22 protein-coding genes are annotated in these 26989 nt (G+C 53.9%); 15 read left to right on the forward strand and 7 right to left on the reverse strand.

What is annotated here, in order from left to right:
* Positions 1-197 precede the first annotated feature (197 nt).
* Entirely contained in the window at positions 198-1634 is a 1437-nt protein-coding gene (locus FKM52_RS08215) for a PAAR domain-containing protein (protein ID WP_141175723.1), read from the forward strand.
* Positions 1631-2023: a hypothetical protein gene (locus tag FKM52_RS21955; RefSeq protein ID WP_246085509.1), complete on the forward strand. Its 393-nt coding sequence runs from the start codon at positions 1631-1633 to the stop codon at positions 2021-2023. The genes FKM52_RS08215 and FKM52_RS21955 overlap by 4 nt, the downstream gene beginning before the upstream one ends.
* A gap of 691 nt (positions 2024-2714) precedes the next feature.
* On the opposite strand, the gene FKM52_RS08235 is transcribed toward FKM52_RS21955, so the two are convergent.
* The gene (locus FKM52_RS08235; protein ID WP_141175724.1) at positions 2715-3659 is read right to left on the reverse strand and encodes a transketolase family protein; all 945 of its coding nucleotides are present in this window, start codon (positions 3657-3659) and stop codon (positions 2715-2717) included.
* Between the two features lie 15 nt (positions 3660-3674).
* Positions 3675-4505: a transketolase gene (locus FKM52_RS08240; protein ID WP_141175891.1), complete on the reverse strand. Its 831-nt coding sequence runs from the start codon at positions 4503-4505 to the stop codon at positions 3675-3677.
* 301 nt (positions 4506-4806) lie between these two features.
* On the opposite strand from FKM52_RS08240, the gene FKM52_RS08245 reads away from it, so the two are divergent.
* The 8 genes from FKM52_RS08245 to FKM52_RS08280 all read left to right on the forward strand — a co-directional run bounded on the left by FKM52_RS08245 (position 4807) and on the right by FKM52_RS08280 (position 13706).
* The gene (locus FKM52_RS08245; RefSeq protein ID WP_141175725.1) at positions 4807-5757 is read left to right on the forward strand and encodes a sugar-binding transcriptional regulator; all 951 of its coding nucleotides are present in this window, start codon (positions 4807-4809) and stop codon (positions 5755-5757) included.
* Between the two features lie 361 nt (positions 5758-6118).
* Complete coding sequence (locus FKM52_RS08250) at positions 6119-7636, forward strand: FGGY family carbohydrate kinase (RefSeq protein WP_141175726.1); 1518 nt, start codon at positions 6119-6121, stop codon at positions 7634-7636.
* A 144-nt stretch (positions 7637-7780) separates the two neighbouring features.
* Positions 7781-8716 carry a D-ribose ABC transporter substrate-binding protein gene (locus FKM52_RS08255; RefSeq protein WP_141175727.1) on the forward strand — a complete coding sequence of 312 codons (936 nt, stop codon included), beginning with the start codon at positions 7781-7783 and terminating at the stop codon, positions 8714-8716.
* Positions 8717-8759: 43 nt separating this feature from the next.
* Positions 8760-9380 (forward strand): DUF2291 family protein, encoded by a 621-nt coding sequence (locus FKM52_RS08260; RefSeq protein WP_141175728.1) that lies wholly within the window; start codon positions 8760-8762, stop codon positions 9378-9380.
* A 1-nt stretch (position 9381) separates the two neighbouring features.
* Positions 9382-10926 carry a sugar ABC transporter ATP-binding protein gene (locus tag FKM52_RS08265; protein ID WP_141175729.1) on the forward strand — a complete coding sequence of 515 codons (1545 nt, stop codon included), beginning with the start codon at positions 9382-9384 and terminating at the stop codon, positions 10924-10926.
* Positions 10927-10943: 17 nt separating this feature from the next.
* Positions 10944-12017 carry an ABC transporter permease gene (locus tag FKM52_RS08270; protein ID WP_141175730.1) on the forward strand — a complete coding sequence of 358 codons (1074 nt, stop codon included), beginning with the start codon at positions 10944-10946 and terminating at the stop codon, positions 12015-12017.
* Between the two features lie 64 nt (positions 12018-12081).
* The gene (locus tag FKM52_RS08275; RefSeq protein WP_141175731.1) at positions 12082-12879 is read left to right on the forward strand and encodes an SDR family oxidoreductase; all 798 of its coding nucleotides are present in this window, start codon (positions 12082-12084) and stop codon (positions 12877-12879) included.
* Positions 12880-12920: 41 nt separating this feature from the next.
* Positions 12921-13706, forward strand: a complete 786-nt coding sequence (locus FKM52_RS08280) for an SDR family oxidoreductase (RefSeq protein WP_141175732.1) — start codon at positions 12921-12923, stop codon at positions 13704-13706.
* A 123-nt stretch (positions 13707-13829) separates the two neighbouring features.
* On the opposite strand, the gene mltB is transcribed toward FKM52_RS08280, so the two are convergent.
* The 3 genes from mltB to eco form a co-directional block, all read right to left on the reverse strand.
* Positions 13830-14918: a lytic murein transglycosylase B gene (mltB, locus tag FKM52_RS08285; protein WP_141175733.1), complete on the reverse strand. Its 1089-nt coding sequence runs from the start codon at positions 14916-14918 to the stop codon at positions 13830-13832.
* Between the two features lie 148 nt (positions 14919-15066).
* Positions 15067-15321, reverse strand: coding sequence for a putative hemolysin (locus FKM52_RS08290; RefSeq protein ID WP_141175734.1), 255 nt, complete (start codon positions 15319-15321; stop codon positions 15067-15069).
* A 57-nt stretch (positions 15322-15378) separates the two neighbouring features.
* Positions 15379-15882: a serine protease inhibitor ecotin gene (eco, locus tag FKM52_RS08295; RefSeq protein WP_141175735.1), complete on the reverse strand. Its 504-nt coding sequence runs from the start codon at positions 15880-15882 to the stop codon at positions 15379-15381.
* Between the two features lie 776 nt (positions 15883-16658).
* Between eco and FKM52_RS08300 the strand changes: the two genes are divergently transcribed.
* From FKM52_RS08300 to FKM52_RS08310, 3 genes are all read left to right on the forward strand, one after another.
* Complete coding sequence (locus tag FKM52_RS08300; RefSeq protein ID WP_141175736.1) at positions 16659-17825, forward strand: NapC/NirT family cytochrome c; 1167 nt, start codon at positions 16659-16661, stop codon at positions 17823-17825.
* A complete protein-coding gene (gene torA / locus FKM52_RS08305; RefSeq protein ID WP_141175737.1) occupies positions 17822-20299 on the forward strand; it encodes a trimethylamine-N-oxide reductase TorA in 2478 nt (825 codons plus the stop codon). The genes FKM52_RS08300 and torA overlap by 4 nt, the downstream gene beginning before the upstream one ends.
* Positions 20300-20509: 210 nt before the next feature.
* Entirely contained in the window at positions 20510-20971 is a 462-nt protein-coding gene (locus tag FKM52_RS08310; protein WP_141175738.1) for a GNAT family N-acetyltransferase, read from the forward strand.
* Here FKM52_RS08310 and FKM52_RS08315 read toward each other — a convergent pair.
* Complete coding sequence (locus FKM52_RS08315; RefSeq protein ID WP_141175739.1) at positions 20962-21513, reverse strand: hypothetical protein; 552 nt, start codon at positions 21511-21513, stop codon at positions 20962-20964. The genes FKM52_RS08310 and FKM52_RS08315 overlap by 10 nt on opposite strands.
* A 956-nt stretch (positions 21514-22469) precedes the next feature.
* On the opposite strand from FKM52_RS08315, the gene fucO reads away from it, so the two are divergent.
* Positions 22470-23618 (forward strand): lactaldehyde reductase, encoded by a 1149-nt coding sequence (fucO, locus tag FKM52_RS08320; RefSeq protein ID WP_141175740.1) that lies wholly within the window; start codon positions 22470-22472, stop codon positions 23616-23618.
* Between the two features lie 6 nt (positions 23619-23624).
* On the opposite strand, the gene apbC is transcribed toward fucO, so the two are convergent.
* A complete protein-coding gene (apbC, locus tag FKM52_RS08325; protein WP_141175741.1) occupies positions 23625-24737 on the reverse strand; it encodes an iron-sulfur cluster carrier protein ApbC in 1113 nt (370 codons plus the stop codon).
* A 211-nt stretch (positions 24738-24948) separates the two neighbouring features.
* On the opposite strand from apbC, the gene metG reads away from it, so the two are divergent.
* The gene (gene metG, locus FKM52_RS08330; RefSeq protein WP_141175742.1) at positions 24949-26979 is read left to right on the forward strand and encodes a methionine--tRNA ligase; all 2031 of its coding nucleotides are present in this window, start codon (positions 24949-24951) and stop codon (positions 26977-26979) included.
* The last annotated feature ends 10 nt before the right edge of the window (positions 26980-26989 follow it).

Below are 26989 nucleotides of genomic sequence, written 5' to 3' on the forward strand. Positions count from 1 at the left end.
TGTCAGGATAGTAATGCCAGCAGAGAAGCTTGTAAACGGTGAAGAAGGCCTTTTTGGGGCATGAGTAATATGGTTAAGTGACAAGGTGTTTTCTTTCGTCACAAAAAACAGATTACCCCAACCTCATTTTATTGTGCATAGGGTTATTGTTTGTAAAATAGGCACGATGATAATTTCTGTAGCAGGTAAAAGGATTTATGAATCACGTTGGCTCAACGGGAGGGATGCGCCCTAACGTACTGGGAAAAGGACAGGCATTAAGCGGTGATCAAACTACTACTGGAGCAAAGCTTATTCCTTCTCTGTCAGTAGGCCATATTCTTGGTCGCCGTCCAATTGTTCTGGGGGACAAAACCACGCCTTGCCCAAAATGTGGTAAAGAAGGGAAGATTATTGAAGCCGAACCACACCGCAGAATTCATCAAATCCCTGTTGCCGTCGACAGATGCGTTGTTTTATGCGGCTGTCCTTCTGGATCTAACCGAATCATAGCCCCTCTGGGGCCGATAGGCCCAGGTACATTCCCTTTTTATGCGCCAGCAAAATATCAGGCTGAAACGTCAACCGCAGCCACCACTCTTGTTGCCTATCAACAGCAGCAGGCAGAGCCAGAACAATATGCACAGTCAGCGAAGAAGAAAACAGGCACAGACGCTGGTTTTGCCGTTCTCCCATATGGCGGTACTACAGAAGCCTGGCAACGTCTGTTATTCACGGGCACCCCGCCAGCAGGAGCCAAAGCACTATTCGCTACGCTGAACGGCGCAGACAAAAGTTATAAAGCCGGTTCGATTATGCTTCTGGTTGATCCTGAAAAACAGGATAGCGAGCAGATCGGGCATATGCAGGCAGCAAAAGCGCGAATTGATGCCGCGCTGGAACCGTTAACCCACGAAGAAGCTAATTTCCTGCATAAGCATTACGCAACTATTGCCAATTTTACCAGCATTGCAGATAAAGGTATTGGCCTTGCTGCTAATCCTGTTGGAAATTATTTTGAGAATATTGAAAAAATTCTGAAAGAGATCCAAGAAGCTTATAAAAATGCCTATATGACGCGAGGCGCATTGATTGGTGAGCAGTTCTATGTAAGACGTGCACAATTGTTTAAAGAGCTTGAAAGAGAACTAAAAGTAGGCTTTCTAAACAAGGCTATGAAATTTGGCGAGTACACTAAAATAAAAAATGCTCTTGGCTTGTCAACAAGTTCAATTACTCATAAATGGAATGAGACAGGAATAAGTGATATCGAAGGTTATGCTACGCATATAGAACGGGCGGCAAAATATGTAGCAGCTATGCGCTATGTTGGCTATGTAGGGATCGGCTTTAGTGCCCTGCATTCAATCAATGAGATAAATGAGGCTTGTTCTGTTGGTCGTGAAGACGAATGTACTAAAAAGAAATATACTGAAATAGGGAGTTTTGCAGGTAGCACTGGCGGCGGTATTCTTGCAGGCGGTATGGCTGTTCCACTTTGTATAGCCATTGGCGTTGGTACTGCTGGTACAGGTGGGTTAGTTTGTGCTGTTATCGCTGGAGGGACTTTAGGTTATGCTGGCGGGGAAGCTGGCGGCTGGGGGGGAGAAAAAGTAGGAAAAACCCTTTATAACGTTACAGAAGGTTCAAAATGAATTCATTGGATCTGATCATAATATGTTTGGCTGCAATATTTGTAGCTTCACTGGCATTTTATCTTATCTATGGGAAGTTTACAGAGTGCAAATTCGATCTTATTGCGGCTAAGTTTAAACAGCAATTTGGATATACACCGTTCTCCATGACTGTTGGTAAAGATGGTGGTTTTTTCTTTTGGGGATATAAAGAATCTTATCTTATTAGCGCCCTTATATTTCCTGGTTTTTCAGCGACAAAAAAGACACTGACAGAAGAAGAAGTTTTATTCTTTAAAAGTCTAAAAACCTGTGAAATATCATGGTTTTATATCAAATACATTGCATTGGTTATCGGATTATTAAGTTTCATCTGTTTGTTGATTGTACTTAAAGTAAAGCCTGATTAATGTACTGTCACATAGAACCTGGCCCTTTATGGTATAACTGATAACAGGCTGATATATTATATAAAAATACAGTTTTTAGCTTTCTGAGAAAAGCCGCTTGAGCGGCTTTACTTGTACATGAATACGCAATCCGCTTAGGCGCTCGCCTTTAGCTCACAAAATAATCAAATCCCAGGCCATTCATTTTCTGACGAAAAAGCTAAAGGGATCGTTTACTGAGGTAAAAGTACAGTCAGTTTTTTTTCCGCCTGATTTAAAATCTCGTTCGCCTAATCAGGTTCAACCCTGCCGACAAAATATCGTGTACTCAGATCTCAGTATAGACTTTTCCACTAACCCCATATTTAAAAGAAATTGGTTATGCACCTGCTTCTATGACTGTTGGTAAAGATGGGATTTTTCTTTTTGGATATAAGGAATCTTACCTTATGCATGCTCTTATATTCCCTAAGCTTCCCGCGACAAAAAAGACACTGACAGCAGAGGAAATTTTATTCTTTAAAAATTTAAAGGTTAGTGAAATATCTTAATTCTATATCAAATACACTGCATTGATTATAGGGTTGTTAAGTTTCATCTGTCTGTGATCGTGCTTAAAATGAAACCTAATTAACTTTAGATGGAACTGGTCCTTTGTTATATAACAGCCCGCTTACGCAGGCTGTCAGGCATTGAGGCCAGGGGCCACAGCTTACTGATGATTTAACAGGTTCAGCGCCTGGCTCACGACGCCAGCCGCGTCGATGCCGTGCCAGGCACGCATATCCTTACGATCGGCGGCAAGCGCATATTCGCCGTCCGGGATGCCGAGGCGTTTCAGGCGTGCGCCGTGACCGTATTCGGCCAGCACTTCCGCCACGATGCTGCCCACGCCGCCGTTAATATTATGCTCCTCAACGGTAATCACGTGCTTAATGCCGCTCAGGCTCTGGCTTAGCGCATCGCGATCCAGCGGGCGGATGGAAGCCAGATTGATAACGCAGGCAGCGATGCCTTTGCGCGCCAGCAGCCCGGCAGCTTCAACCGCTTCATGCACCGTCGATCCCATCGCCACCAGGGCAATATCGTTGCCTTCGTGCAGTACATCTACGGCGCCGGGTTGAAAGCGCCAGGCCTCATCATGCAGCTCCGGCAGCGCCTTGCCGTCCATACGGATATAGACCGGGCCGACGTGTTCCAGCGCATAGTCAATAATCTGACGGCACTCGCGCGGCGAGGAAGGTGCGAAAATCTGAATATTACCAAAGCCGCGCACTACGGAAATATCATCAATCGCGTGGTGGGTGCTGGCCAGCGGCCCATAGCTGGCGCCGGCGTTCAGGCCGAACAGCTTGACGTTAGTATTGTTGTAGCAAATATCTACTTTTACCTGCTCATTGGCGCGCGCAATCAGGAACGGCGCGGCGTTACAGGTTACCGCCACTTTTCCCGCCATCGCCAGACCGGCAGCGACGCCGACCAGCGTCTGCTCTGCGATACCGACATTGACAAGGCGATCGGGAAACTGTTTTACAAAAGGCGCGATTTTAGCTGTGGAGGTCGAATCAGCCACAACGGGAACAACATCGACGCCCCGCTCGACGGCATCAATAAACGCCGTCACCATTACATTCGCCAGATGTTCTGCGTTATTCACTTTTCATCTCCTCCATCAAAGATCTTTAAGCTCATTCATCGCCTGAGCAATCTCATCACCCTTAGGTACGCGATGGTGCCATTCCGGTTTGCCCGCAATAAATGAAACGCCAGCGCCTTTCGTGGTGTGGGCGATAATCACGTGCGGCTTGCCGCGCGGCGGTAAATTCTCCAGCGCGTTCACCACCGAAGCCATGTCGTTGCCCTGGCATTCAGTGACATCCATACCAAAGGCGCGCCATTTTTCATCCAGCGGATCGCTGTTCATAATGTCGCGCGTAGCGCCCGCCAGCTGTAACCCGTTCTTGTCATTAATCACTACCAGGTTATCCAGCTTATAGTGCGCCGCCGCCATCGCCGCCTCCCAGTTGCTGCCTTCCGCCAGCTCGCCGTCACCGGTGATAAGGAAAATACGGCGTTTGCTGTTGTCGCGTTTGGCGGCAATCGCCAGCCCCACCGCAACCGGCAGCCCATGCCCCAGCGCGCCGGTGTTCAACTCAATGCCGGGCGTTTTCTGTTTCACCGGATGCCCTGGCAGATGGGAGTTGGCGTGCTGATAGGTTGCCAGCCAGTCCTGCGGGAAGTAGCCCGCCTCAGCGAGTACGCAGTAATAACAGCCCACCGCATGGCCTTTTGACTGGATATAGATATCGCGATCGGGATCGTTCAGCCGCTCCGGCGCACAGTTCAAAATACGAAAATAGAGCGCCGTCAGCAGTTCCACCTGCGACAAATCGGCGCCGGTATGGCCGCCAGCCGGGCTGTTAGCGTTCAGGTTAATAATGTGACGCCGTACCGCACGTGCCTTTTTCTCAAGTTCAGGGACCGACAGTAAAAAGGGATTCATCATACGCCTCCGAATAGTTATTCCTTAATGAATATTTATTCCGTAGTGTAAAAAAAGGTGCCTGCACAGACTTTGTTGCAGGCACTTCACTAACAAAGGTTGCGGTCTTTATCGTTATGAATAAATATTCATTACTGATTTTATATTCAAAGTGTATAATCTCCGCTCACACATTGTCCAGCCCCTTACCGCATGTTTGACAGAAGTTTGAGCTCCATCACACTTAAACTGCGCGTCTTTTCGCGTATCATGACCGGCTAAAACATACTGGCTGCACTTAAGAAAACCATTGAGGAACAGCATGGCTAAGCAGGATGAACAGCGTCTGTTAGTTAAAATTGCCACACTTTACTATCTGGAAGGACTTAAGCAGTCTGAGATCGCACAGACCCTCTCGCTCTCACAGTCGTTTGTCTCACGCGCTATTACGCGCTGCCAGAAAGAAGGCCTGGTAAAGATTAGCGTGATCCAGCCCTCCAATATTTTTCTGAATATTGAGAAAGGGATCGAAGAGCGCTACGGCATTAAACAGGCGATCGTTGTGGATGTGGCGGAAGATGCCACCGACAGCGCCATTAAACGCGCCATCGGCTCTGCCGCCGCGCACTATATTGAAACCCGCCTGCGTCCTAACGATCTGGTGGGTATCTCTTCGTGGAGTTCAACTATCCGCGCCATGGTGGACGAAGTTCACACGCCGAATCTGAAAGCCAGCGGCGTTATTCAGCTGCTGGGCGGCGTTGGGCCGAACGGCAACGTTCAGGCCACCATCCTGACGCAGACGCTGGCGCAACAGCTTAACTGTCGCGCCTGGCTGCTGCCGGCACAGAGCATTGAAGGCTCCACCGATGATAAAGCCCGCCTGATCGCCAGTCCGGATGTCGCCGACGTTGTGGCTCATTTTGACGAGGTGAATATCGCCATCGTCGGCATCGGCATTCTGGAACCGTCCCAGCTGTTAAAAACTTCCGGCAACTACTACCGGGAGGAGATGCTGGAGCTGCTGGCCGAACGCGGCGCCGTCGGGGATATCTGCCTGCACTACTACGATAAAAATGGCGCGCCGGTACTGGCAGAGCATGAAGATCCGGTTATCGGCATGGCGTTGGATAAAGTGAAAAAATGCCCGAACGTGGTCGCGCTGGCCGGCGGGCGCGATAAGGTCGCGGCGATCAAAGGCGCGCTGCAGGGCGGCTATATCGATATTTTGATTACCGACTATCACGCGGCCAGAGCGCTGGTTAAAGAATAGCCTGCGCTCTTCTGCTTGCGTTTTGGCGTTTACCTGCCTCTCGCTCAATCACAGGTAACGCCAAAAACGCTTGCTAAATGAAGCGCTCCCCCTTCCCGTTCTCCCCTCATCTGTTCGTTTAGCGGATCAAGAAATGTGATAGTAAGCACATTCGCAAGCTTTGCCTGTAGCCCAACGCGGTGAATGTGGCTATCGTACTCAAAATATATAATCAATACTGAATATATATTCAAAGAGAAACAGCGAAAGCATAGCGGCACCTTTATCCCTGTAAACAGGCCATATGTTCCTGTCATTTAGCGCCTTTGCCTTTCGCGATACCAGCGTGCGCCCGAATTATTTGTGATTTGGAGAAACTCTAATGTCGGCAACAAAAAACATTATCATTGCGCTTGATGAAGGCACGACCAATGCAAAGGCCGTTGCGCTGAATGAAGCCGGAGAAGTGCTGGTTAAGTTTTCTCAACCATTATCTATCCAGACACCGCGCGAAGGCTGGGTTGAACAGTCGGGCACGCTGTTAGTCGAAGCATCTGTTGAGGTTCTGGCGAAAGCGATTAAGGCAGTCGGGGCAGAAAAGGTTAGCGCGCTGGCGATCAGCAATCAGCGTGAAACCGCCATCGGCTGGTATCGCAACAGCTCCGCTCCGCTACACGCCGCGCTGAGCTGGCAGTGCTCACGCACCGCAGATTTTTGCGAAGGGCTACGCCGCGATAATCTCGCAAACAAAATAAAATCCGTAACCGGCCTGCCCGTCGCGCCGCTGTTCTCCGGCTCAAAGCTGCGCTGGCTGCTGGATTCCGTGCCAGACGGCTTTGCGCTGGCGGAGAAAGGCGAAATCTGTCTCGGCACTATCGACAGCTGGCTGCTGTGGAACCTGACCGCAGGCGAATCTTTTTACTGCGATTACTCTAACGCCTCGCGCACGCAGCTGCTGAACCTGGTTACCGGCGGCTGGGATGAAGAGATGCTGAATATATTCCAGATCCCGCGTAAGGCGCTGCCGGACATCAAACCTTCCAGCGGCCTGTTTGGCTACACCAAAGGCGTGAACGGCATTCCGGACGGCATTCCGATTATGGCGATGGTGGGCGACTCCCATGCGGCGCTGTTCGGCCATGCGCTGGGCGAAGCGGGCTGCGTTAAGGCGACCTACGGCACCGGCTCCTCGGTTATGGCGCCGGTCAATTCGGCACAGTGCAATATTCAGGCGCTGGCGACCACCATCGCCTGGCATAATGGCGCAAGCCTGGTGTACGGGCTGGAAGGCAATATTCCCCACACCGGCGATGCGGTAGCCTGGATGGCGGACAGCACCGGCCTGAGCGAGCTGCCGCAGGATGAGCTGAACCACGAGCTCAACACCCTTCCCGCCTCGGTGGAAAATACGCTCGGCGTTTATTTCGTGCCGGCCCTGACCGGCCTGGGCGCGCCCTGGTGGGCAGATAACGCCAGAGGGCTAATCTGTGGCCTGAACCGCGGCGTGAAGCGCGCGCATCTGATCCGTGCGGCGCTGGAAGCAATCACTTATCAAATCGCCGATGTGGTCGCTGCGATGCGTCAGCATCCTGATTTTACCTTAACCGCCCTGATGGTTGACGGCGGCCCGACCAAAAATGACTGGCTGATGCAGTACCAGGCGGACCTGCTGGGATGTCCGGTAATGCGCAGCGATATTCCTGAACTCTCTGCTATTGGCGCCGCCCTGCTGGCCCGTAACGCAATCAGTCCGCTAACTCAGGACGAGATGCGGGCGTTGTTGCCCGTCCACGTTGAATTCCGCCCCGATCCGAACCGTCATCAGCAGCTACAGCAGCGATGGCAGGAATGGCGGCTCGCGGTAGAAAAAACTCTGTGGCAACCGGCACTCTCTGTTTGATTTAAAAACAGACAACCACACTGCGGCAAAATGATGTTTCGCAAACAAAAGGAGAAAATCAACTCTGTCACTGATTTCCGAAGCAATCCCAGGCTTACGTTGTTTTACCGTACCCGACAATAACAACACAGAGAGAACATTGTCATGAAATCACGTTTAACGCTTCTGACTGTTGTAACCCTGAGCGCCCTTTCTTTTACCGCCCAGGCGGCAGAGAAAGGCACAATTATGATTATGGTTAACTCGCTGGATAATCCCTATTACGCATCTGAAGCAAAAGGCGCCAGTGAAAAAGCCCAACAGCTGGGATATAAAACTACCCTGCTTTCTCACAGTGAAGATGTAAAAAAACAGAATGAGCTGATCGATACCGCTATCGGCAAAAAAGTGCAGGGAATCATTCTGGATAATGCGGATTCTACCGCCAGCGTCGCGGCGATTAAAAAAGCGAAGGATGCCGGAATACCGGTGGTATTGATTAACCGTGAAATTCCCGTTGACGATGTCGCGCTGGTGCAGATTACCCACAATAACTTTCAGGCCGGCTCGGAAGTTGCCAATGAGTTCGTCGAGAAGATGGAAGAGACGGGAAAATATGCCGAACTGACCTGCAACCTCGCCGATAATAACTGCGTAACCCGCTCTAAATCCTTCCATCAGGTTATCGATCAGTACCCGGATATGGTCAGTATCGCTAAGCAGGATGCAAAAGGCACCCTGCTTGACGGTAAACGTATTATGGACAGCATTCTCCAGGCGCATCCGGATGTTAAAGGCGTTATCTGCGGCAACGGGCCGGTAGCGCTCGGCGCTATTGCGGCGTTGAAAGCGGCGAACCGCAGCGATGTTATCGTCGTCGGTATTGATGGCAGCAACGATGAGCGCGACGCCATCAAGTCAGGCGCTTTACAGGCGACGGCGATGCTACAGGCGCAGGCCATTGCCGCTCAGGGCGTGATCGATCTCGATAACTACCTGCAAAAAGGTGAAAAGCCACCGAAGCAGCGCGTCATGTTCCGCGGCATTTTGATTACTAAAGATAACGCAGACAAGGTACAGGATTTCAATATTAAGTCCTGAGTTCGGGTTGTCGCGCCCCATTCGGGGCGCAGAGGAGAGTGTTATGTACAAGAAAGCCTGGCTGGCCTTGTTTATCCTTGCCTTAGGCGGCTGCCGCATCGTTTCGCAACAGGAACTGGCTGATCTGCAAACGCCGCCGAATCCGCATATGAGCGATATCGATCGTACCTGGCAGGATAAAATCGTACCGCAAATTGTAGATCATGCCCGCCCCGCTGATGAGTTAATGAAGGCGCTGCGCGCCGCGAAAGATTTCGACAGCGCCTGCCAGTCATTGGGCTACCGTTCGCAAAGTGAAAATCCATGCATCTTTTATGTCAGCGTCGTCGGTAAAATTGAAAACATCAATACGGCTTCACGCAGCGGAAAGATGACATTACGGATGCAAAATGGCGATAGCATCATTGTGCAGACGGGACCGATTTTGCGTGGCACTCTGCTACGCGACAGTTATAAAGGCGCCAGCTATGCCGACTTTAACGATCAGGTGCTGTTTGGCGAATATGGCCGCGCCATAAATGAACGAGCGGTAAAAATGATTCAGGCAGCGCAGCTGCAGACGGGGGAAACCACGGAAGTTATCGGCATTTTCTCTGCCTGGGATATCCCAACCAGCCTGCCGCAAATTACGCCAGCGAAAATCACTCGTGCGGAGAAACCCTAATATGTCGCAGCCAGAATTCGCCGCCTCCCGGCCTGCGGAACCTGAGGTCATTATTGAAACCCGCAACCTGTCGCGCGTTTATCCGGGCGTCGTTGCGCTGGACAATGTTAATTACCGCGTCTGGCGCAATAAAGTTAATGTTCTGATCGGTGAAAACGGCGCCGGTAAATCCACCATGATGAAAATGCTGGCCGGAGTGGAGACGCCGTCCTCCGGGCAAATTTTATTGAATGGCGAGCCCATCACTTTAAATTCAACGCACCAGGCTGAAAAGCATGGCATCAGCATTATTTTTCAGGAGCTGAATCTGTTCCCGAATATGAGCGTGATGGATAACATTTTTATCGCCAACGAATTTTTCCAGAAAGGAAAAATTAATGAAAAGTATCAATATGAATTGGCGAAAACGTTATTGAAACGCCTGGAGCTGGATGTCGATCCCCGTACCTCGCTGGAAGAGCTCGGTATCGGGCATCAGCAGCTGGTTGAGATTGCGCGCGCGCTATCAAAAGATACGCGCGTGTTGATTATGGATGAACCGACCTCCGCACTCAGCCAGTCGGAAGTAAAGGTGCTGTTCAATATCATCGAACAGCTTAAGCGTCGCGGCGTGACCATCATTTATATCTCCCACCGCCTCGAAGAGCTGATGGAAATCGGCGACTACATCACCATTTTTCGCGACGGACGCTTTATCAGCGAGCGCAGCGTCAGCGATGCCAGTATTCCATGGATTATTGAGCAAATGGTCGGCGATAAGAAAAAACACTTCGATTACCAGCCCGCGCCGCAGGGTGAAATCGTGCTGGAGGTTAAAGGGCTAACCGCGCTGCATCAAAACGGCGGCTACAAGCTGAACGATGTCACTTTTAACCTGAAAAAAGGCGAAGTGATTGGCATCTACGGTCTGCTGGGCGCCGGGCGCACGGAGCTATTTAAAGGCCTGGTTGGATTAATGCCCTGTCAGAGCGGCAGCGTCCATCTTAACGGAGAGTGCCTGGACAAAGCCGGCTTTCAGAAACGGCTGAAGCAGGGACTGGCGCTGGTGCCGGAAGATCGTCAGGGTGAAGGCGTTATTCAGATGATGTCTATTCAGTCCAATATGACGCTGTCCGATTTCAGCCTGCAGGGATTCCGGCGCTCGTGGCAATGGCTTAACCCACAAAAAGAAAGCGCCAGCGTTAAAAAGATGATTAAAGAGCTGGCGATTAAGGTCAGCGATCCTGAACTACCGGTGACCTCGTTAAGCGGCGGCAACCAACAAAAAGTCGTGCTGGGCAAGGCGCTGATGACGCAGCCGCAGGTGGTATTTCTTGATGAACCTACGCGCGGCATCGACGTCGGCGCTAAAACGGACGTTTACCACCTTATTGGCAAGATGGCGCAGCAGGGGCTGGCCGTTATGTTTTCCTCGTCGGAACTGGATGAAGTGATGGCGCTGGCGGATCGCATTTTGGTAATGGCCGATGGGCGTATTACCGCCGATCTTCCCCGTCACGCAGCCACGCGCGAAAAATTGATCGCGGCGGCGACTCCTCAAGATTAAACAGGCTGGAATCCATCATGAATCAGAAATATATGATCTACATGTACCTGCTAAAAGCCCGAACCTTTATCGCTTTGCTGCTGGTTATCGCCGTCTTTAGCGTAATGGTGCCGAATTTTTTCACCGTTTCTAACCTGCTGATCATGACGCAACACGTTGCTATTACCGCGCTGCTGGCAATTGGCATGACGCTGGTAATCCTGACTGGCGGCATCGATCTGTCGGTTGGCGCGGTTGCCGGGATCTGCGGTATGGTGGCAGGCGCGCTGTTAACTAACGGCCTTCCTGTCTGGGGTGGACAGATTATCTTTCTTAACGTGCCTGAAGTGCTGCTGGCAACCACCCTTTTCGGCATCGCCGTCGGCTTTATTAACGGCGCGGTGATAACGCGTTTCGGCGTCGCTCCCTTTATCTGTACGCTGGGTATGATGTACGTCGCCCGCGGCGCGGCGCTGCTGTTTAATGACGGCAGCACCTACGCCAACCTTAACGGAATGGAAGCGCTGGGCAATACCGGCTTCGCCACGCTGGGATCCGGTACGCTGTTGGGTATCTATATTCCTATCTGGCTGATGCTGGCCTTTCTGCTGCTGGGCTACTGGCTGACCACCAAAACCCCGCTTGGACGCTATATCTACGCTATCGGCGGCAATGAATCTGCTGCGCGGCTGGCCGGCGTGCCGATTGTTAAGGTAAAAATGTTCGTTTACGCCTTCTCCGGCCTCTGTGCCGCGCTGGTTGGTCTGATCGTCGCCTCGCAGCTGCAAACCGCGCATCCCATGACCGGCAACATGTTTGAAATGGACGCCATCGGCGCCACCGTACTGGGCGGCACCGCGCTGGCGGGCGGTCGCGGACGGGTATCTGGCTCCATTATCGGCGCATTCGTCATTGTTTTCCTCGCGGACGGCATGGTGATGATGGGCGTCAGCGACTTTTGGCAAATGGTTATTAAAGGGGTAGTGATTGTTACCGCCGTCGTGGTCGATCAGTTCCAGCAGCGCCTGCAAAACAAAGTCATTCTGATGCGTCGTCACGAAGAAAAAATGGCGGCGGAGCAGCCACAGACCATGAATACGGCATCCAGCTAAATCCGTTCCGATTATCGATTAGTTGCCGGGCGAGGCCTCCCCGGCCCATACAGGAGATAAATCCATGCAAAGAGATTTCCACAATAAAACCGTTGTTATTACCGGCGCGTGTCGCGGTATCGGGGCGGGTATTGCCGAGCGCTTCGCGCGTGACGGCGCAAAGCTGGTAATGGTGTCTAACGCAGAGCGCGTACACGAAACGGCCGAGCAGCTGCGCCAGCGCTACCAGGCCGATATCCTGTCGTTACAGGTGGACGTCACCGATGAAAAACAGGTCCAGGGGCTTTATGAACAGGCAGCCGCGCGCTTCGGCACCATCGACGTATCGATTCAGAACGCAGGCGTTATCACTATCGACTACTTCGACCGTATGCCGAAAGCAGACTTCGAGAAAGTGCTGGCCGTTAACACCACCGGCGTCTGGCTATGCTGCCGCGAAGCCGCTAAATACATGGTAAAACAAAATCATGGCTGCCTGATCAATACCTCGTCCGGGCAGGGGCGCCAGGGCTTTATCTACACCCCGCACTACGCCGCCAGCAAAATGGGGGTTATCGGCATCACGCAAAGCCTGGCGCATGAGCTGGCGCCATGGAACATTACCGTTAACGCCTTCTGTCCGGGGATTATTGAAAGCGAAATGTGGGACTACAACGATCGCGTATGGGGCGAGATCCTTAGTTCCGATCGCAAGCGTTACGGCAAAGGCGAGCTGATGGCCGAATGGGTGGAAGGCATTCCGCTCAAACGTGCCGGTCAGCCGGAAGATGTTGCAGGCCTGGTCGCATTTCTGGCATCGGACGATGCGCGTTATATCACCGGTCAAACCATTAACGTCGATGGCGGCTTAATCATGTCGTAATACGCGACGCCAGATAAATGACTTACGGAAACCTGACTATTATGATGAGCAAAGATTTTGCGCAAACGCTGTTTTCATTAAACGATCGCGTCGCCTTCGTTACCGGGGCCGGTAGCGGCATCGGCCAGATTATCGCGCTGGCGCTGGCGAGCGCCGGCGCTAAAGTGGCCTGCTTCGATCTGCGACAGGATGGCGGCCTTGATGAAACGGTAAAACAGATTCAGCAGATGGGCGGCGAGGCCTGCGCCTTCACCGGCGACGTGCGCAAGCTGGCCGATCTGCGCGAGGCGATCGCCACGGTGAAAAATCGCTATCACCAGCTGGACGTGGCGGTGAATGCCGCCGGCATCGCTAACGCTAACCCGGCGCTGGAGATGGAGAGCGAACAGTGGCAGCAGGTGATCGATATCAACCTCACCGGCGTCTGGAACTCCTGCAAAGCGGAAGCGGAATTAATGACGCAGTGCGGCGGCGGCTCCATTATCAACATCGCCTCAATGTCAGGCGTGATTGTTAACCGCGGTCTGGAACAGGCGCATTATAACAGCTCGAAAGCGGGCGTGATTCATCTGTCGAAAAGCCTGGCGATGGAGTGGGTAGATAAAAATATCCGCGTTAACAGCATCAGTCCGGGCTATACGGCGACGCCGATGAATACCCGTCCGGAGATGGTGCATCAGACGCAGGCGTTTGAAAGCCAGACGCCGATGCAGCGCATGGCGCGCGTCGAAGAGATGGCTGGACCTGCCTTGTTCCTCGCCAGCGATGCGGCCTCTTTCTGCACCGGCGTGGATCTGCTGGTGGATGGCGGCTTCGTCTGCTGGTAACGTGCCAGAGCGGCCGCCGGCCGCGTCTGCGTATAACTGCCGGGCGTCACGGATAATCCGTTCCGCCCGCCACAATGCAAAAAGCCGCTGCCTGCAAAGCCAGCGGCTTCATTATTGGCAACGTTAACGCCCCTGGCGCGCCAGGCCCACCGCCTCACCCAGCTGCCAGACCGCCATAGCGTAGTGGTTGCTGTGGTTATAGCGGGTAATAACGTAAAAATTAGGCAGCCCGTACCAGTATTGATAACTCTTGCCCATATCAAAACGCAGCAGGCTCACCTGCGGATTGCCGTTAATCGGCACCTGCGGACGCAGGCCGGCCGCCGCCAGGCTCGCCAGGCTGTAGCGGGTTTTAAAGCCGTTTTCCAGCCCCGGCGCCTGTCCGCTGGCGGGCACAGCCACCGTTTCGCCCGCCTGCCAGCCGTGCTGTTTGAAATAGTTGGCGACGCTGCCGATAGCATCGACCGGATCCCACAAATTGATATGGCCGTCGCCGTTGAAATCAACCGCATAGCGCTTTTCCGAAGAGGGCATAAACTGACCATAGCCCATGGCGCCGGCATAGGAACCGCGCAGCTCCAACGGATCGTCGCCTTCCTGGCGCGCCATCAGCAGAAAGGTTTCCAGCTCGCCGCTGAAGTAGTCAGCCCGGCGCGGATAGTCGAAGGCCAGCGTCGCCAGCGCATCAATGATGCGGGTTTTGCCCATCACCCTGCCCCAGCGGGTTTCCACGCCAATAATGCCGACGATAATCTCCGGCGGCACGCCATATTCCTGCTGGGCGCGCCGCAGCGCGTCCTGATACTGATTCCAGAACGCGACGCCCTTCTGCACGTTATCTGGAGTAATAAATTTTTTGCGATAGCGAATCCACGCGCCGTTGGGCCCGGAAGGCGGCTGATAGCCTGGCGTCGGCGCCTGACGATCCATCAGACGCAGCACCCAGTCCAGCCGTTTAGTTTGCGCCAGTACGCTGTGCAGCTGCTGCCGGTTAAAACCGTGCTCCCGCACCATCTTATCGATAAAACGTTCTGCCGCGGGGTTAGCGGAAAAATCGCCGCTCAGCGGCCGAATCTCATGTGCCGGCTTAAGTAAAAAGCCACCGTCGCCGAGAAACGGGTTGCCGGTTTGTTCAGGCGGTGGAGCTGTTGGCTTGCTGCTGCAGGCGGCCAGCAGCGCAATCAACGGAAGGAGAAAAGCAGAATGACGCATTGAAAGTCCATATATTCAGCGATGAAAAACATTAATGGTAAGCATGGATTTGCGTCACGTAAAAGAAAATGCCTGATTGATGAAAATAATTTTTTCGCTTCCCTTTCGCATCAATCAGGACAGCTTCAGCGGCATACAATCCTTGCCGTTAACGTAACGAATTGGCCCGTTGCGGATGGTCGCGACGGAACAGCGTCCACTCTTCGATGCGTTCGCCGCTGGGCAGGCGGCAGTAGCTTACCTCGCCCTCTGCGGTTTGCACCCTCTCCAGCGTGCCTGACTGCTGAATACAGTAGACCGATGCCGGATTCGGCATGCCAATCGCCGGGTTATTCTTCTGCGGTTCAGGCGCACGGCTACAGCCCGCCAGCGCCAGCACGGTCAGCATCATCATTTTTTTCATGGTTTACTCTCTTTATGGGAAGCGGGCGGCGCTAAACATCGGCGCCGCCGCACGGAATTACTGCGCAACCGCGTCGTTAACCTCAGTCTCTGCGCGCCACAGGCGATATTTCACCTGAACGTCGGCGGGCGTATAGATCACAATCGGCAGCTTGCTGTTGTAGCGTTGCAGGCTGTAGGCTCCCAGGTTAGCCGGAACAAACTCCTGCCGCTTGTCGCCATCGATACACATTTTACGCGTCATGGCCGGCGCCGACAGGCTTTTTACCACGTAGTAATCATAGCCCCAGCCGGCCAGGGTTTGCTGCTCTACCTGCGCGCCCATCATCACATGGTTGCAGTCTACCTCCATGGTTTTACCGATCAGCAGCTCAACTTTATACAGATCTTCATTTTGCTGCGGCGGCAGATAAATGACCTGGCGCACCTGCCCTTTTTCCGCCGCCGGATAAGGGGCTACGGTTTCCAGCGCCGGATGAGCGGCGGCTGGGGCGGGCGTTTTTTCAGCACAGGCTGAAGCGGTAACGCAAAGCGCGCTAAGCAAAATTGCCTTCATTTTCATCTTTATTTCTGCCTTTTGATAATACATTTGCCCAGGCTAACACAGGTCAGCCACAATAAATGCTGAAGCTAATCAAAAAAGCGCCAAAAATCCAGAGCATATTGTTTAATACGCCGCTGACCGCTACTGACACCCTCTCTACGGCTACTCGCCGCTTCGCTGTCGCTCTCCATAAGATGTGATGTGCATTACAAAATATGCAACAGCGGACCTCTTTTGCTGAAGCCGTCTCACCGCCTTTTCTGCTGAATGCCTTGAGAACCGGCCCTGGCGTTGACTGTAACGAGTATAGTGCTGTAGCGAACCATATAAAGAAGCGATTAGGCAACGGCAGCAAAGACAGGCGCTTCAGCAACCTTCACTTTGCCACACAAAGAGCTATCTCCTGCCAAAGCCGTGCTTTTAACAGCGACGCCGTGGCCTGCACGGTTGGTACTTTAGTTTAAAGTATGTTGTAACTACTAAAGCTAACGCCTGCTTCGACGCAGCGCGGCGCCGTTACCGTTACGATTTGCCATTAATGGCCGATCGCCGCCTGACCTTTAGCCGATCCCGCCGCAGTAACCGCTGGCGAGAAGTTGTACAGCGCGCTGTCGCTCAGGCGGTTTTTATCGCCAGAAAGCCCCGTTCATATCACTCTTCTCTCTTTCTGCCCGTTGAAAACCAGCATTCTTTGATAATGCACAACCCCCCACTACTTAATTAGAGGTATACAGAACTGCTTTTTAAACAGGGCTGATCCTGTAGCAATAAATAATGAAAAACCAGGAGGTTACATGGCGAGGAAAAGGCGCCTTTTGAGCTTTCATTGGCTTAAAAGTTGGCCAATGTTGGGGCTGATATTACTGGGGGCGATTATCGGCGCGGCGCTGTTGGCTGGCGGCGCGACCATTATGCATAAAACCAGCGACAGCGAGTTTTGCGTTTCATGTCACAGCATGGAACGCCCGCTGGCGGAGTATCAGGGCAGCATCCACTTTCAAAACCCGAAAGGCATCCGCGCAGAGTGCGCTGATTGTCACGTTCCCCACCAGCCGGTTGATTATCTGCTGACTAAAATAGGGGCGCTGAAAGATGTCTACGGGGAAATCACCGGGAAGATTAACACCGAAGAAAAATATAACGCTCATAAACTCAGCATGGCGGAGTCAGTATGGAAGACCATGAAGGCGAATGATTCCGCCACCTGCCGCAGCTGCCACAGTTTTGAAGCAATGGATATCCTGGCGCAGCGCCCGGAAGCGCGCAAAGCGCATCCGGTAGCCATCAGCGAAGGTCAAACCTGTATCGACTGCCACCGCGGCGTCGCCCATATTCTGCCGGATATGAGCGCCAGCAATGCCAGCGGCGCATCGCAGCTGTTAGCCGCCGCCGCCCATACCTCGGACAAAGCTACCACCCTGTATGCCGTCGCCACGCAGCCTTTCCGCTTAACGCTCGACAACGAGCAGTCAGACGGCACCCTCTTCCCCTCCACGCAGGTGACGGTGCTGCAGCATAACGGCGATCGGGTACAGGCTCGCCTGGATGGCTGGCAGCAGCAGGATGTTACGGGCGCTATCTATGCCGCGCCGGGCAAACGCATCCTGAGCGCGGTGCTGGATGAAGCCGCCGCGTCGCAGGTTAAGGTTATCGGCTCGCAAACCGACGGCGAAACCGGCCAGCGCTGGAACCAGGTTGAACTGACTTTCTGGCTGCCGAAAAACATCCTGATCGAGGATCAGCAGCAGATTTGGCAATACGCCTCCGGCCTGATGACGGCTAACTGCACCGGCTGCCACGGCCTGACCGCGCTGAATCACTTTAACGCTAATCAGTGGATCGGCGTAATGAAAGGCATGGCGCCGCGCACCTCGCTGAGCGAAGAACAGCTGCGCTTACTGACGCAGTATGCGCAAAAACATGCCAGCGATAGCGTGAATTCAGAGGAAAGCGAAAAATGACGAAGCATCAACTTTCAAACTGGTCACGCCGCCGCTTTTTACAGGCGGGCGGCGGCCTGATAGCAGCCAGCGCGCTGCAGTTCGGCTACAGCAAATCGGCGCTGGCGAAAGCTATCGGCCAGGCGCTGCCGCAGTTTACCGCGCTGCGTCCGGCGCAAAAAGGCATCCTCACCGCCGCCCACTGGGGCGCGTTTGAAGCAATAGTTGAAAATGGACGCATGGTTGGCGTTCAGCCGGTGCAGGACGATCCGGCGCCGAACGAACTGATTGAGATGGCGCCGTGGCAGGTCCATGCGCCGAACCGCATCAAAACGCCGATGGTGCGTAAAAGCTGGCTGGAAAACGGGCCGGGCAGCCGCACCGAACTGCGCGGCAGCGATGAATGGGTGCCGGTCAGCTGGGACAAAGCGATCGAGCTGGTGTGCAATGAAATTCGCCGCCTGCAGCAGAACGACGGACCGGGTTCAATCTATGCCGGCACCTACGGCTGGAAAAGCACCGGGATGCTGCATAACTGCCGCGCCTTGCTGCATCGCCTGATGAACCTTACCGGCGGCTTCCTGAACTACAGCGGCGACTACTCTACCGGCGCGGCGCAGGTAATTATGTCGCACGTCGTCGGTTCGATGGAGGTCTACGAGCAGCAAACCTGCTGGCCCAACGTTCTTGAACATAGCGAACTGGTGGTGCTGTGGGGCTGCAATCCGCACACTACGCTGAAAAACAGCTGGAACGTGCCGGATCACGTCGGCCTTGACGGTTTCGCACAGCTGGCGAAGAAAGGCGTGCGCGTTATCACCATCGATCCCATCTACCAGCCGGGCGCGAAGCAGATGAACGCGCAGTGGATCGCGCCGCACGCCTACACCGACTCCGCGATGATTATGGGTATCGCCCATACGCTGCTGAGCGAAAAGCTACATGACGAAGCCTTCCTGCATCGTTATACCGTCGGCTTCGATCGCTTCCGCGCCGTTCTGCTGGGCGAAAGCGACGGCGTGGTGAAAGATGCTGAATGGGCAAGCGGCATTTGCGGCATCGAGCCGGAGGTCATCCGTCAGCTGGCGCGCGAAATGGCGCAGAAACGCACCATGATTATGGCGGGCTGGGGCATTCAGCGTCAGCACCACGGCGAACAGCCGCACTGGCTGCTGGTAACGCTGGCGGCGATGCTGGGTCAGATCGGCCTGCCGGGCGGCGGCTTCGGCTTTAGCTATCACTACTCCTCCGGCGGCAGCCCGACGGCGCGCGGCGGGATTATCTCCGGCATCAGCGCCGGTGAAACGCCGGCCAACGCGCCCGCGCCGATTCCGGTGGCGCGTATCGCCGACTGTCTGGCGAACCCCGGCAAAACCATCAACTTTAACGGCCGCAAGATTACCTATCCGCACGTTAAGATGGTCTACGTGGTAGGCGGCAATCCGTTCCATCATCATCAGGATACCAATAACCTGTTGCAGGCGTGGCGGCAGCCGGAAACCATCGTGGTGCAGGAGCCTTACTGGACCGCCACCGCTAAACATGCCGATATCGTGCTGCCCTGCACCACCAGCTACGAGCGCAACGATGTGGAGATGGGCGGCGACTATTCGCAGCTCTACGTCTTCCCGATGCATCAGTGCGTGGCGCCGCAGCATGACGCGCGCAACGATTTCGATATCTTCCGCGCTATGGCGGCGCGCCTCGGCGTCGAGCCGGCCTTTACCGAAGGTCGCGACGAGATGCAGTGGCTGAAAGCGATGTATGACAACATGAAGAGCCAGGCTCGCACCGCAGGCGTCGCGCTGCCGCCGTTCGATATGTTCTGGCAGTCAAACAACTATATCCGCTTCCCGATTCCGGAAGCGAATAAGCAATGGGTGCGCTTCGCCGATTTCCGCGCCGATCCGCTGCTCAATCCGCTGGGCACGCCTTCCGGTAAGATTGAGATCTACTCGCAGCGCGTGGCGAGCATGAACTATCCCGACTGCCCCGGCCTGCCCGGCTGGCTGCCGCCGCAGGAGTGGCACGGCAGCGAGGCGGCGAAGCGCTGGCCGCTGTCGCTGAACACCGCGCATCCTGAATATCGCCTGCACTCGCAGCTGGATAATACCCCGGTGCGCGAGAAGCATGCCGTCGCCAATCGTGAAGAGATCCTGATCAACGAGCAGGATGCCGCCCGCCGCGGTATTCGCAGCGGCGATCTGGTGCGCGCCTTCAACGACCGCGGGCAGATTCTGGTGGGCGCAGTCGTCACCAGTGATATCCGTCCGGGCGTGGTGCGCATCAGCGAAGGCGCCTGGTACGATCCGGCTCAGCCTGCCGAACCGGGCGCGCTGTGCCGCAACGGCAACGTCAACTGCCTGACGCTGGATATCGGCAGCTCGATGCTGGCGCAGGGCAACTGCGGCCATATGGCGCAGCTGGAGATCGAGAAGTATCAGGGAGAGGCGCCGCCAAACACCGCGCACGTCGCTCCGCCGAGCGCGGCATAACCGCCGCATTAGCGCTGACGGAGCGGCAGCCGTAAAGCTGCCGCCGTAGCGCGCTCTGTTCTGCGCCCCGCGCCTTTCACCGCGCGGGGCGTTTTATTGCCCGCCTGACATATTGCGCCATCCTGCGCGCCGCCTTACCTGCCTTTTTTCGTCAACGGTGCTAACTTTATTAGCATCCGCTGAGACAGCGCCCGCACCTGGGAGAAAACCGTGCATATCCGCCCCTTTACTGAAGCCGACCGCCCTTTTCTGCGCACCCTGCTGCTGGCCGCGCGCAAAACAAACTGGAGCTGGCTTGATGACAGCGCCTGGCAGCTGGAGGATTTCGATCGGGTAGTGCTCGGCGAAACGGTGCTGGTGGCCGAAGAGGATGGTCGTCGGCTTGGCTTCGCCGCTTTTCTGGAAAACGACAATTTTTTGCATAGTCTGTTCGTTGACCCGCAGTTTCAGGGCCAGGGCGCAGGCAGCGCCCTGCTACAGGCGGTACAGGAATGCTTTACCGCCACCGGCGCGCTAAAATGTCTGCTGGCGAACCGCCACGCGCAGGATTTTTACCTGCGTCACGGCTGGCAGATTGTTTCTCAGGGCGAAAGCGAGCAGGGAAAATATGTGCTGATGCACTATAAGAAAGCCGCGCATATCCAGTATGCCAGTAACAAAAATTACCAGTGACTATCCTTCTTATCCCTTTTGCTTTCGTTATTAATGGGTTTCAATGTCCAGCTTCTTGTATCAAGTTTATATTGGCGTTGTTCATCGCTCATCAGGCAATAGATGCCTTCTGACATTTTTATTATTATTAAATGAATTGAACTATTAATAAAAAAAGATCTTTTTTTAACCCTGAAAGAAAGGAAGGGGTTAATTTCATTACTTTTCTCATAAATAATAAGGTATGCACCTGGATCCGCAATATTTTCCTGATAGTAAAAATAAATATTTCCTTCATGCGCAATATAGCGTTCTGAACCTGCCAACCCTTTGCCATTAAATAATATCAGCACAACAAGCAAAGATTTCACAACCAGGAAGATCAAATAAAGAATTTTTTTAACATCTAAAAAATAAACGAGATCGCAAAGTAAAGATAACAGTGCTAAAATCAGAAAAAACAATAATACAAACCTTTCCAGATCAGGCGTACATTTTTGATTCAATAAAAAAACCGATATTACGAATAATATATTATGGATAATGGGGTTTACGAGCATCATCAGTTACCTCCTCCGCATCAAAAATTTCATCATAATATTTAACCACCTGGAAAATTATTGGTAAGCCTGAGTTTAATTCTTCCTTATATTAAGGATATTGCCGTTTTTCTTATTTACCCTTACAACGCTTTATCCTGAACCACCCACGCTTGTTACAGTATAAAAATTATTTAACGCTGTTATTGAACTAAAAAAGTGAGTCACTGTAGTTTCGGTTTATACCTGACTGTAGTCCAGTCAAAAGATGAGTAACCGAACGTATCGTAAACCTTTTCAGTTTTATTTCCATTATCAACATCATGTTCAAAAGTCGATTAGGCTAATCTATAGCTTTTTATTTAACAGCCCAACATTAAAAAGGAAATTTTGGAAATTACTTCCTGCCCAAAAGCCACTTAAAGAGCCTTCGGTTAAAGATGTCGCAGCAGTAATACAAAACAATATTAATAGATTGCTTTTTATTAAGCATGATAATGATAACTTGCGGACAAAACTAAAACATCACACAAAAGACATTAAAAATGTCTGAAAAGTTAACTCACTATCCACATTTCCAAATTTATTAATTTAAATTAACTTTCTAAATAAACGCTTTTTCATGCAATTACCGTTATGGTATTCACAAAATTTCAAATAAAAGTAAGTTAGCCGCCTTCGCTCAAACCTCAACAATGATTATATTTTTATCCATGTCATTGCCATTATTTCTTCTTCTGCTGACAAGATCCACTCGACTCAATCAGCGCCCGCCCTATCAATTTAACCTTTTGATAAAATTAGCATTATTTAATTAACACGGCAAAAGCGTGAGCCGTGCCCGCCCATTCTTACCGCCAGTGCCAGTTTTCCCGCCCGGCTGACCGTAGCGGAAAGGTTTCCCATCCCGCGCGGCGCTAGTTTTATTTTTATCTGCCGGATGCCGTTGGCATCCGCGTTACTAATCGTGGGAGATAAAAATGAGCTTTTTACTGGCGTTACCGGGGATTAGCCTGCACGGCTACGGTGCCATTGAGGATTTGGCGCTGCTGCTGGCGCAGAAGAAATGGGGCAAGGCGCTGATTGTCACCGACGAGCAGCTGGCCGGGCTGGGGCTGACCGACAGCCTGACCGCCAGCCTGCAACGGCAGAATATCCCCTATGCTCTGTTTACCGGCGTGGCGCCGAATCCCACCGAAGAGCAGGTGCAGGCCGGCCTGACCGCCTTCCGCCAGCAGCAGTGCGATTTCCTAATCGCCTTCGGCGGCGGCAGCCCGATTGACAGCGCGAAAGGGATTAAAATTCTCACTGCTAATCCCGGCAGGGCGATTGACTACGCGGGCGTCGGCAAGGTGAAACAGCAGGGCGTACCGCTGGTAGCGATCAATACCACCGCCGGCACCGCCGCTGAAGTAACCAGCAACGCGGTGATTACCGACAGCGCGCGTCAGGTTAAACAGGTGATTATCGACAGTCGCCTGATCCCCGATATCGCCGTCGACGATCCCGCCGTTATGCTGGGCATTCCGCCAGGCGTTACCGCCGCTACCGGTATGGATGCCCTGACGCACGCGCTGGAAGCCTACGTTTCCAAAGGCGCCCACGCGCTGACCGATGCCAACGCGCTGGAAGCTATCAGGCTGATTCATCACTGGCTGCCGGTGGCGGTGGCGGAAGGCAGCAATCGCGAAGCGCGGGAGATGATGGCCTGCGCGCAGTATCTGGCGGGTATGGCGTTTAACAGCGCGGGTCTGGGGCTGGTACATGCGCTGGCGCATCAGCCGGGCGCCACCCATAATCTGCCGCACGGCGTCTGCAACGCCATACTGCTGCCGGTGGTGGCGGCGTTTAACCGTCCGGCCAGCGTCGCGCGTTTCGCCCGCATCGCCGCCGCGCTGGGCGTTGATACTTCGGCAATGGATGAGGAAGCCGCCAGCCACGCCGCGATTGAAGCGCTGCGTCAGCTTGCCCGTCAGGTTGGTATCCCTGCCGGGTTCCGCGAGCTAGGCATTGAAGAGAAAGATATCGAAAGCTGGCTGGATAAGGCGCTGGCCGATCCCTGCGCGCCAGCCAATCCCCGCACCGCTACGCGTGAGCAGGTGCGGGAGCTCTATCAGCAGGCGCTGTAAGAAGGCTTACAGGGCGCGGAAGGCAATCTCGCCGGGAATCACCTCGCCCTGCCAGTAGAGCTGGGCCGCCACGGCGCCCGCCAGCTTACGATAAAGCGCGGTAAACTCGCTGTCGGGGCGACGGATCACCGTCGGCTCGCCAACGTCGAGATCCTCACGCAGATGAATATGCAGCGGCAGCTGACCAAGCAGACGGGTATGGTATTTCTCCGCCAGCAGCTGCGCGCCGCCGCTGCCGAAAATCGCCTCCTGATGGCCGCAGTTGCTGCAAATGTGCATGCTCATATTTTCCACCACGCCCAGCACCGGCACCGCAACTTTCTCAAACATGACGATGCCCTTGCGCGCGTCAATCAGCGCGACATCCTGCGGCGTCGTTACTACCAGCGCGCCGGTAACCGGGATATTTTGCGCCAGCGTCAGCTGAATATCGCCGGTGCCCGGCGGCATATCCAGCACCAGATAATCCAGCTGCGGCCACAGCGTTTCATTCAGCAGCTGCATCAGCGCCTTGCTGGCCATCGGGCCGCGCCACACCATGGCGTTATCTTCCGTTACCAGATAACCGATGGAGTTGGTAGCCATGCCGTGCGACATAATCGGCGCCATATGCTTACCGTCCGGCGAGGCGGGACGCTGATCTTCGGTGCCCAGCATGGTGGGAATGGACGGCCCGTAGATATCGGCGTCGAGAATGCCGACTTTCGCCCCTTCGGCAGCCAGCGCCAGCGCCATATTAACCGCGGTGCTCGATTTGCCAACGCCGCCCTTGCCGGAGCTGACGGCGATGATATTTTTTACGCCGCTGACGCCCGGCTGGTTTTTCACCCGCTTCAGGGTGGCGATATCGTGGCTCAGCCGCCAGTCAACGGCCCGCGCGCCGGTAATACGCAGCAGATCGGCGCTGGTTGTTTCCTTTAAATTTTCAAAGCCGCCGCCCCAGGCGAAGGGCATTTTAATTTCAATATGCAGCGTGCCATCCATCAGCGCCACATGGTGCAGCGCCTTAAGCGCGGTCAGATTATGCTTCAGCGTCGGATGTTCAAAAGTGGTCAAAATGCCGGCGACCATAGCGCGCAGCGTATCGGGCGAAAGCGCCCCGTGGGATTGTGAACTCATCCCTTCTCCTTATCGTTCGGGTTATTTATTTGCCGCGCGCCGCCAGCCTCCGCTGCGCTGCCCGCCGCATATAATGTGATTCGGCTTAAGCATACCAGAAGCCCAGGCAAAGCGTGTTTGCCCGGCAATGCGATAATCCCTTTGTTTACGCCGGGTCAGGCTTTCGGTTACCATCTAAGGCCCTTGTTAACCAGAAGAAACGTGTCCCGCTATGACTCAAGTCGCGAAAAAAATAATGGTAACGTGCGCTCTGCCGTACGCAAATGGTCCTATTCATCTTGGCCATATGCTGGAGCATATCCAGGCCGATATCTGGGTCCGTTACCAGCGAATGCGCGGCAATCAGCTCTGGTTCATCTGTGCTGACGACGCGCACGGCACGCCGATTATGCTGAAAGCGCAGCAGATGGGCATTACTCCGGAACAGATGATTGCCGAGATGAGTCAGGCGCACCAGCAAGATTTCGCTGGCTTTAACATCAGCTATGACAACTACCACTCCACGCACAGCGATGAGAACCGTGAGCTGTCGGCGCTGATCTATGGCCGTCTGAAAGAGAACGGTTTCATTAAAAACCGCACCATTTCACAGCTGTTCGACCCGGAAAAAGGCATGTTCCTGCCGGATCGCTTTGTGAAAGGCACCTGTCCGAAATGTAAAGCCGCCGATCAGTATGGCGATAACTGCGAAGTGTGCGGCTCAACCTACAGCCCAACCGAGCTTATCGATCCGAAATCGGTGGTGTCCGGCGCGACGCCGGTTATGCGTGATTCCGAGCATTTCTTCTTCGATCTGCCGTCGTTCAGCGCAATGTTGCAGGCCTGGACCCGTTCCGGCGCGCTGCAGGAGCAGGTAGCGAATAAGATGCAGGAGTGGTTTGAATCGGGCCTGCAGCAGTGGGATATCTCCCGCGACGCGCCCTACTTCGGTTTTGAAATTCCGGATGCGCCGGGCAAATATTTCTACGTCTGGCTGGATGCGCCGATTGGCTACATGGGCTCTTTTAAGAACCTGTGCGACCAGCGCGGCGATATCGATTTCGACGAATACTGGAAAAAAGATTCCACCACCGAGCTGTATCATTTTATCGGTAAGGATATCGTCTATTTTCACAGTCTGTTCTGGCCGGCGATGCTGGAGGGCAGCAACTTCCGCAAGCCGACCAACCTGTTCGTACACGGCTACGTAACGGTTAACGGCGCCAAAATGTCCAAGTCGCGCGGCACCTTTATCAAGGCCAGCACCTGGCTTGAACACCTCGACGCCGACAGCCTGCGCTACTACTATGCGGCGAAGCTTTCCTCACGCATCGATGATATCGATCTGAACCTGGAAGATTTCGTGCAGCGCGTTAACGCCGATATCGTCAACAAGGTGGTTAACCTTGCGTCACGCAACGCGGGCTTTATCGCCAAACGCTTCGGCGGCAAACTGGCGGATAAGCTGGCGGACCCGGCGCTGTATAAAACCTTTACCGATGCTGCGGAAAGTATTGGCGAAGCCTGGGCCAGCCGCGAATATAGCCGCGCCATTCGTGAAATTATGGCGCTGGCGGACGTAGCAAACCGCTATGTGGACGAGCAGGCGCCGTGGGTAGTAGCGAAGCAGGAGGGCCGCGATGCCGATCTGCAGGCGATCTGCACCATGGGCATCAACCTGTTCCGCGTGCTGATGACCTGGCTGAAGCCGGTGCTGCCGTCGCTGAGCGAACGCGTTGAAGGCTTCCTTAAAACCGAACTGGAATGGGATGCGATTCATACGCCGCTGTTGAACCACGAGGTTGCGCCGTTTAAAGCGCTCTACAGCCGTATCGAAATGCCGAAGGTAAATGCGCTTATCGAAGCCTCAAAAGAGGACGCCGCCGCCGCGCAACCGGCCGCGACCGGCCCGCTGGCTGAGGATCCGATCGGCGACACCATTACCATTGACGATTTTGCTAAAGTGGATATGCGCGTGGCGCTAATTAAAACCGCCGAGCTGGTTGCAGGATCCGATAAGCTGCTGCGCCTGGAGCTGGACGTGGGCGGCGAAACGCGCCAGATCTTCTCCGGCATTCGCGCTGCCTATCCCGATCCCTCAGTGCTGGTTGGCCGCCATACCATTATTGTCGCCAACCTCGCACCGCGTAAGATGCGCTTCGGCGTATCGGAAGGGATGGTGCTCTCTGCCGGACCGGGCGGTAAAGATCTCTTTATCCTCGGCGCGGACAGCGGCGCACAGCCCGGTATGCCGGTGAAATAAACGTAGCGGT

Origin of the sequence: Mixta tenebrionis (genome assembly GCF_006517625.1) — a bacterium.
Taxonomy (GTDB): Bacteria; Pseudomonadota; Gammaproteobacteria; order Enterobacterales; family Enterobacteriaceae; genus Mixta; species Mixta tenebrionis.